Raw genomic sequence first — 797 nt, forward strand, 5'->3', positions numbered from 1 at the left:
GACGCATCGGCGGGGGCGCCACCGCATTCCGGCGCGCGTTCCTCGCCGGATACGCCGGCCGGATCGGGGAACGGTTGAGGGAGGCCGACGCCCGTGCCACCGTCGACGCGGCGGCCGACGCACGCATGCCGATGACGACGCTCGCGCCGATCCTCGCTCGCCGATCCGCGGCGGTCGACGAGGAGTTCCGCCGCCTGTTCCCCGCGACCCGGTCGACCCGCACCCGCACCGTCGACGCCGAAGGCTGGCACGCCGGACGGGAAGCTGCCGAGAGCGCTTGCCTCACATCACCTTCCGCGTCGAGTCAGCAGTGAGTCGACGCGGCCTCACGTCTCGGCGAACCCGAGTTCGTTCGACAGGATGAAGCCCTGCTCGAGCGAATCCACCGAGAACGTCATCACCAGCCCACTGGTCCTGTCGATGGTCTCGAACCCGGAACTGTAGGAGTCGTCCGTGCTGTAGTTGACAATGCGATCACCGGAGGAGGTCACGCGACTCGCGTAGCCGGACAGGGTTCTGTCGCGGTACCGGATGAAATTCGAACGGGCGTACTGGTCGTCGCGCCAGGCGGTGACCCACTGGTCGTCGCCGTCCGCGAGCCCCATCGCCTTGCCGACACTCGAATCCGCGGTCACCACACACCGCATCTGCAGTGCTCCCTCGAAGCTGAAGCCGGACTTGTCGCATGAGGACGCCGAGGTGATCAGCTTGGAGGGCAGCAACGCGAGAACGTCCTCGGGCACCTCGCTGATGTAGGCCGAGTCCGCACTCGCGGGCGGGGCACCGGCCGCCGGTGC

The 797-nt window shown here is 68.4% G+C and carries 2 pseudogenes; one reads left to right on the plus strand and one right to left on the minus strand.

The annotated features are described in order from the left end of the window. Positions 1-314, plus strand: a pseudogene (locus tag A8G15_RS31345) (DUF2786 domain-containing protein); the annotation flags it as partial. A 12-nt stretch (positions 315-326) separates the two neighbouring features. Here the strand turns inward: A8G15_RS31345 and A8G15_RS31350 are convergent. Next, positions 327-797, minus strand: a pseudogene (locus A8G15_RS31350) (Hsp70 family protein); the annotation flags it as partial.

This window comes from Rhodococcus phenolicus, assembly GCF_001646785.1.
Lineage (GTDB): Bacteria > Actinomycetota > Actinomycetes > Mycobacteriales > Mycobacteriaceae > Rhodococcus > Rhodococcus phenolicus.